Origin of the sequence: Nonomuraea maheshkhaliensis (assembly GCF_039529435.1) — a bacterium.
GTDB lineage: Bacteria > Actinomycetota > Actinomycetes > Streptosporangiales > Streptosporangiaceae > Nonomuraea > Nonomuraea maheshkhaliensis.
Genome location: NZ_BAAAMU010000234.1, coordinates 1 through 7,320, shown reverse-complemented (window position 1 = coordinate 7,320; position 7,320 = coordinate 1). Strand labels below are relative to the sequence as shown.

The window sequence follows — 7,320 nt, the reverse complement described above, 5'->3', positions numbered from 1 at the left end:
CGCCTCGGGCGGCCGGGCAGGCAATCAGACGGCCACCCGGATCCCCGACGCCGGCGTGCCCGCCCAGCGCACCGCCTCGTCCTCCGCGCCGCAGGGCGGCCGGTCGTCGATGCCCGACGCCGACCCGTCCGCACCCCGCCGCGCTCCGTCCAGCCCCGACACGACACCGGACCCGGCCCCCCGGCCGGCCCCGGACCCGGAGGCGACCCCAGAACCGGAGCCGAGTCCGGAGCCGGTCATGAACGCCGATCCGGTCGCGAACCCGGCCGCGAACTCGACTGGGGACCCGGCCGCGGACCAGGGCGCCGGCCGCCGGCCCGGCACGGCCGACCACGAGCCGTCGCCCCTGGCCACCGCCGACACCCCCGCCCAGGCCGACCCCGAGACGCCCGCCCGAGGCGCGACGGCACAGGACGGCGGTGATCCCGCCGTCGGCGACACGGCTTCCCGGCCGGACAGCGTCGCACAGAACGGTGCCGCACAGAACGGTCCCGCAGCGGACGGCTCAGCCCAGGACGGGTCCGCGCAGAACGGACCGGCGTCCCGAGGCGAGTCGCCTCAAGCGGACGCCACGCCGGTGGGGGAGCCCGGCGACGGGCCCGACCGGACCCAGGGCGCCGCGGTGCCCGCCGCGGCCCAGCTGACGCCCGCGGGCCGGGCGCGGACGGCGCTGGTGGACGCGATCGGCACGAACTTCCCGAACGCGGTGATGGGCCCCGCGGGCGACCTCATCGTCCCGGTCCCCGGCGGGACCCGGGTCCTCCCGGCCGCCACGCTGAGCCGCATCGGCGCCCTGCTCCACGCCCGCGCCACCCAGGTGCAGAACCAGGCGGACCTGGAGGTGGAGGCGGCCTCGCTGCTCCTGGTCGCCCAGGCCGACGAGCGATTCTCCGCAGCGACCCAGGAAGGCGGCCCAGACGCCGCCCCGGACAGCAGCCCGGACGGGGGCCCGAACACGTCCCCGCGCGGCGCCCCGGACACCGCACAACCCCAGGGCAGCGCCGCGGCTCCCGCGCCGGCGAGCGCCCCCGGGACCGTGACCTCGCGGCCGGTGCCCGGCACCGGCTACGTCCCCGGCACCCGTACCGGCCCCGACCTGACCTTCGACGAGGCCCGCGACGCGACCGCGGACCTGCGCCCCGACCACTTCGGCGACGAGGACGTCCAGGCGCTGGCCTGGTCCCCGGACGGCACGACCCTGCTGGTCACCACCAGTGACGGCCAGACGCACCACTTCCACCCGGTCGTGGGCGGCCTCGACTCCCGCCTGATGGGCCAGACGAAGCTGAAGCAGGGCACGGCCGACGACCCGCACGTCGTCCACCTCAACCCCCGCGTCGCCTCCGACCAGCTGCCCAGGCTCTGGCTGCACGAGATCACCGACACCCTCCAGCGGCTGCAGGCCACCCGGCAGAGCTCGGGTCAGGGGGTCCTGCGACGGGTGCTGCCCGGCAACCGGCCGTCCCGTGACGAGTGCGTGCCCGCCCGGCGCAACGAGCTGGCGTACCTGACCGAGCAGTGGCGGGCGGCCCCCACGCTGCCCGAGAAGCGCCGCCTGGCCGTGGACATCGACGGCGTCATGCGCGAACTGCAGGAGCACGGGGACACCCCGCCCGCCCCGCCCTGGGCCCCGAGCAACGACGGCCGCCCGGCGCACGCGCCGGGCGTACCCGGCGATCCGCTCACCGCCGACGTGGCGGCGGTCGTCACGGCGCTGGAAGGCGCGGAACGGGCACTCCAGCAGCAGATCGCCTCGAAGCGGGCGAGCGCGGAGAACGCCCGCAAGGAGGCGAAGAAGGCCAGGCGTTCGGCGCGCAAGACGCTGAAACACCACGACTCCGGCCGCTACGAACGTGCCCGCCAGTCCAAGCGGGAGGCCCGCGGCCACCGCAACACGCAGGCCAGGCACACCAGGATCGCCGACGCCTACGAGGCCGCGCTGGCGGAGGCCACCCGCGCCAGGCAGGCGTACGAGCAACTGGTGGGCGCGCTGCGCTTCGCCTCGGTGCCCCCGGCGCCGGGCGAGGTCAGCATGGCCGACATCGCCGCGCGCCTGGCCAGGCAGGCCGCGGAGCAGCACCAGCGCTACCTCGACGCGCTGGCCGCCGCGCTGCCGCAGGAGGTCGCCCTGTCGGCCGCGATGCCCGCCGGCCGGCTGGCGCACCTCGGCGCGCTCACCCGCACGGTCAACACCATGCTCGAACGCGAGGGGATCGCCAAGCAGTACACCCCCGAGGAGCTCGGGCGGGCCATCAGGGCCGACTTCCACAAGGTCGTCACGCGAGAAGGCGTCGTGCTGCGCACCGGCCACGGAAAGTCGGCCGCCGAGCTGCGCATCCGGCTCACGCTCTCCGACCTGGTCGAGGTGATCGACCCGGCCGTGAAGGCGTCCGAGATGATGGTCGGCATCTTCTTCCAGGCGGGCCGGACGGTCACCGCGACCGAGTCGGGCAGCGCCGGCGTGTTCGGCAACCTCAACACCAGCGGGCTGGCCCAGATGCTGCCCGAGGGCCAGTGGGCGCGCACGGTGGGCGAGCTGGTCGGCCTCGGCGTGGGCGCGAGCGCCGGGCGGAACTGGTCGGTGTCGGGCGGGGCGGGCATGTACGCCCAGGGCGGCTCGGTCTCCGACAACCGCAGCGAGTCCCTGCTGCTCGACGCGGCCGCCACGTGGACGGTCGAGATCCGCACCGGACGCGAGGTGGCCTGGCGCGACACCACCCAGGTCGCCTCGGGCCTGCCCGGCGACATCCCCGCCCAGCGCTTGTGGGTGTCGCACTCCTACACCGACCAGCCGCCGCGCAATCTGGTCCGGATCGACGACGCACGCCGCACCCGCGCGCTGCCCAACCACGTCGTCACCGGCATGACCGGCCTGGAGGAGGCCCTCGACGCGCTCGTCGGCCGGCTCGGCGGCGACTTCGCTCAGATCGGTACGAACTCCCGGTCCAACCTGCGCAAGTTCATCACCGAGGAGCTGCCGAGCCGGCTGCGGGAGGCGACGGACAAGGGCATCGACCGGGTCATCGACGTGGACGGCAAGCCCCGGGCCCGCATCAAGGTCAAGACCGAGGTCGTCCTGGTCGCGAGCCGCCCGGTCGGCGGGCCGAGCAACCAGGAGTGGGAGGAGGAGGTGCTGGTCGACTTCGCCGCGTCGCCCGGCGGGGTCTCCTCGGGCGGGTCGCTGGAGGCCAACTCCTCGGCCGGGCTGAACGTCCCCGGGCTGCAGGCGGTCGACATCATGGCGGGGTACGACCCGGCGATCGGCCCCCGGGTGAAGGGGACGCGGTCGGCGTCGCAGACGTACTCGGCGACGGCGAACGGCCAGGCCATCCATCCGACCGTGCTCAGGTTCACCCGGCCCACCCAGGGCTACCGGCTGGAGCTGCGGCACACGTTCACCGTGGAGAAGATCGGCGAGCCGCCGGTCACGCTGCCGCCGATGCGCAGCGACGCGCTCGTGCGCATGCAGGAGCGCCTCGCCTACCGGTTCGGCCTGCCCGTGGACGCCGCGGCGCGGATCCACGTGAACGGCAAGGTACTGACCGATGCCGACGGCAACGACGTCTTGCGCGGCGACCCCCTGCCGGTGCCGATCAAGGGCCGCAAGACCGAGCTGCCGGAGGTGATGGGCGACGGGCCCGGGCAGATCCGCGGCGCGGGCCCTGGCATCGTGCACGAGATCTTCGGGATGGACGACGTCGCCGAGGACGTGCTCGGCCAGCTCGCCGACACCGGTCTGGTGCCCAGGATCGTGGACGGCGTCCCGCAATACGACTCCAACGAGCTCGTCCGCGCCAGCCAGGCGCTCAACCTCCAGGAGGTTCTCCAGCAGCTGTCCGAGCGGCGCCTGCGCACCGGCTACAGCCAGGCGGCACAGGACGGCCTCCTCATCGACCTGGTCAAGCACGGACTCAACAGCGCACCCGACCACTACACCGTGCGCGTGTCGCTGAAACAGGACTTCAGCGACCGCGGCACGTACGTCGGCCTGAGCGAGGAGGACACGAACGTCGACCTCGACATCGGCACCGACACCTCCGCGCGGGCCATCAGCCGGTCCAGGACCTACAGCGGCGGGGCGTCCGCCAGCATGGGCGACGGCCCGCCGGAGGGCCATGACGGGCTGAAGCACGAGGTCGGGGTGAACGGCGGCGGCAACATCACCCACACGGCCGGCTCCAGCACCGGCGGCACCGTCAACGTGGTGACGCTCGGGGAGACCAAGGGCGCCCTGGCGCTCATGGACGTCAAGCACAAGCTGGTCGTGGAACTCGTGCACGACGGCGAGGCGAAACTGCTGCTCTCCCGCGACGGCAAGGCGAGGATCGCGATACCCGTCGACCTCCTCCCGGTGGACGGCCCCGCCCAGAGCGCCTCGGTGGGCAAGCCGACCCGCGAGCTGATGAGCCGGGCCACGCTCCTGGCCATGGACGTGCGCGGCGCGATGGCCGCGGCGCGGCGGGTGCTGCCCGCCGGGATGCGGGAGGACTCGCCCGCCTACCACCACATCGCGGCCTTCCTCAACACGCGCAACCTGGTCTCGCACCCCGAGCTGCTGGAGAGGCCGGTCAGCAGCGACACGGCGATCCGGCCGCAGGGGGTCGCGCCCACCGAGTCGTCAGTGTCCGTGCAGGGCGAGCTCGGCGAGGCCGAGGTGATCGGCGTCGTCGACCACGTGGTCGGCAAGATCCTGTTCGGGCTGGGCAGCGCCGGGGTGTCGTGGGGCGCCTCGACCGGCCTGTCGGTCGGCAGCTCGGCCGGCCTCAGCGACCTGGACGGCGGCGGCACACAGAGCGACGGCGGCTCGCTCACGCTGCCCTCGCGCTCGGGGGGCACCTCGAACTCCACCTCCATCCTGGACATCTGGGGCACCGAGGAGCTGACGATCGAGTTCGGCCGCCAGTACGTGCTCCGCGCCGACATGGACGTCACCCTCAACGGCCAGGAGAGCCGCCCGAACGCGCTGCCCACGGAGGAGGGACGCGTCCCCGCCGGCAAGCCGGGGACCACCACCACCGAGGGCGCCGTCCTGTTCTCCATCCCCGAGTACGACGCGCTGCGCATGTACGCCGACGGTGACCTCGCACTCCCGCTGCACCTGGTCGCCGACGCCGTCGAACGCTTCCGCAACGGCAGCCTCACCCTGGACCGCACCCTCGCCGTGCCGCTCGTCCACACCTACGTCAAGGCCCTGGCCGAGGCGCGCACCCGCGGCGAGGTCCCGCCGCTCGCCAAGAGGCACAGCGCCAAGCAACTGCTGAAGCCGCTCAGAAAGGTCGCCGGACTCGCCCCCGAGGCCACGCGGGCCAAGAAGGGCGAGGAGGAGACCCGGCTCGACGAGGTGCTGAGCCAGGCCCAGGAGCAGATCCGGCGCAGCGAGGAGGTCGTGTTCGGGCCCCAATACGAGAACGGCATGGGCCTGAGCGTCGTGGAGTCGTTCGACCTGACCAACGACCAGGACGAGGACGTCAACCTGCTGGACGCGGTCCTGCACGCCGTGAACGAGGCGATGCCCGGGGCCGAGGAGAACACGCCGACCCTGCGCAGGGAGGCGAGCGTCGACTTCGCCGGCGACCGGGCGCAGATCCGCGTCCCGTCCATGTGGTCGGCCAACGGCTTCGAGAAGACGTACCACGTACAGAGCGGGCGTCCGGCGGACGGAGCCGAGGCGGTCACCGTACGGGTGCGGCTGGAGCACGCGGAAGGAGCCGACCCCCGCAAGGGCAGATTCCTCGGCCACACCTCCGACTCCGGCATCATCATCCAGCGTTACCGCTACACCGACCTGTCGCACGTCGAGGGGTACAACGGCTCCTACTCCGCCGGCGCCGACACCTCCAGCACCGACGACGGGGACGGGGGCGGCTTCGGCCTGTCCACCGATCGTGGCCGCTCCTTCTCCAGCACCAGCAACGAGCAGGGAACGCGGCTGCAGCGCATCGGCCTGTTCAACGGCCTCGACCGCGTCGAGCAGGACATGGTCCTGGTCATCGAGGTCGAGCGCAAGCCGGCCCGGATCAGGACCGCGCCGGGCGCGACCCGCAGGGCCCGCGCCGCCGCCGCGATCAAGGCCGCGGCCGAGCGGGTCCGCCGCCGTCCCAAGGCGCTCCCCGTCCGGTACGACGCCAAGCTCGTCCGCCGCCTGCCCACCGGCATGGTCAGGCCCGCGAGCGAGGACCCTGGCCCGCTCGTCACCGTGACCGACCCCCGGCGGGTCGAGCTGCACTCCGGCCACTTCGTCGAGACACTGCGGCAGGACCCCGCCAGGCCCACCCTCCTCGAGGTCGTCACCGCCCAGCTGGGCAAGATGCTGGGCCGCAACACGGTCGCAGAACGCCGGGCCGAGCTCGTCGCCAGGCTCGATCCGTCCGCGCTGATCAGCGGCTTCGAGCGGATGGCCGGGCCGGGCGGCGACATCGTCGTCCGGATGGCCAGGCAGAAGTTCAAGGACCAGGGCGCCGACGTCACGATCAGCGCCCGCCTGTCCGATCTCACCGTCGTGGCCGGGCCGTTCGACGCCGAGAAGGGCGACGTCGACAGGAAGGCCGACGCCCAGAACATCAGCGTGTCGCGCAGCCGCGTCCTGCCCGTGGCCGGGAACGCCTCCGTGAAGACCGGGCTGGGCGTCGACTACGGCACCAGGGCCGGCGAGCAGTCGTCGGAGAGCGTGAACGACCACCACGGGGCGCGGCGCGAACGCAGCAGGTTCGTGCGCGGCAAGGTCTACACCGTGCGGCTGCGGGTCGACTACGACCTCGTCTTCCAGCACGTGGCCCGGCTGCGCAACGGCGACGTGCGGCCCGTCGGCGACCCGGTCCGCATGCCGGGCGCGAGCGGCGGCGAGGTGGACGTGACCCTCTTCGCCGAGGAGCTCGAGGAGCTGCTCGATCGGATGGAGTCGGGCGTGCGCATCGGGCCCGAGTCCGACGTGTCGCACACCTTCCCGTTCGTGCCCGCCTCCGGGCGTCAGGGGCTCATCCAGGTGCTCGGCGACGCCCGCCTGGCCGCCAGGGAACGCGGGGCGGCGGCGGTCGTCGCGGTACGCGAGCCGGACGGCCTGCACCGTTACGTCGCCTACCCCGACGGCAGGATCACCAGCCGCACCCCCGACGGAGGCTTCGCCGAGGCGTTCTCCACCCTTCCGCCCGGCCTGCTGGAGGCCGCGGACCAGCTCCGCAACCCCCGGCTGGACCTGCGGCAGGTCTTCCTGACCTCGGAAGTGGAGGGCACGTTCGCCGACCAGCTCACCGCCACGCTCCGCGACGGCGGCGCCGTCACGCCCGCGCCCGGCGCGCCCGCCTGGCCCGCCGCCAGCGGGCC

Annotated in this window: 2 protein-coding genes; one reads left to right on the top strand and one right to left on the bottom strand. The window is 73.7% G+C overall.

Features of this window, described 5'->3' with window-relative positions; all coding sequences use genetic code 11:
* Positions 1-24 precede the first annotated feature (24 nt).
* A complete protein-coding gene (locus ABFX54_RS55335) occupies positions 25-240 on the bottom strand; it encodes a hypothetical protein (protein WP_346115382.1) in 216 nt (71 codons plus the stop codon).
* Here ABFX54_RS55335 and ABFX54_RS55330 point away from each other — a divergent pair.
* On the top strand, positions 239-7,320 hold a 7,082-nt coding region (locus ABFX54_RS55330), incomplete at its 3' end, for a F0F1 ATP synthase subunit B family protein (RefSeq protein ID WP_487047341.1). The genes ABFX54_RS55335 and ABFX54_RS55330 overlap by 2 nt on opposite strands.

What these genes read in the sequence shown, in the direction of transcription:
- ABFX54_RS55335 (WP_346115382.1), bottom strand. Translation starts at nt 240, where the DNA reads ATGACCGGCTCCGGACTCGGCTCCGGTTCTGGGGTCGCCTCCGGGTCC.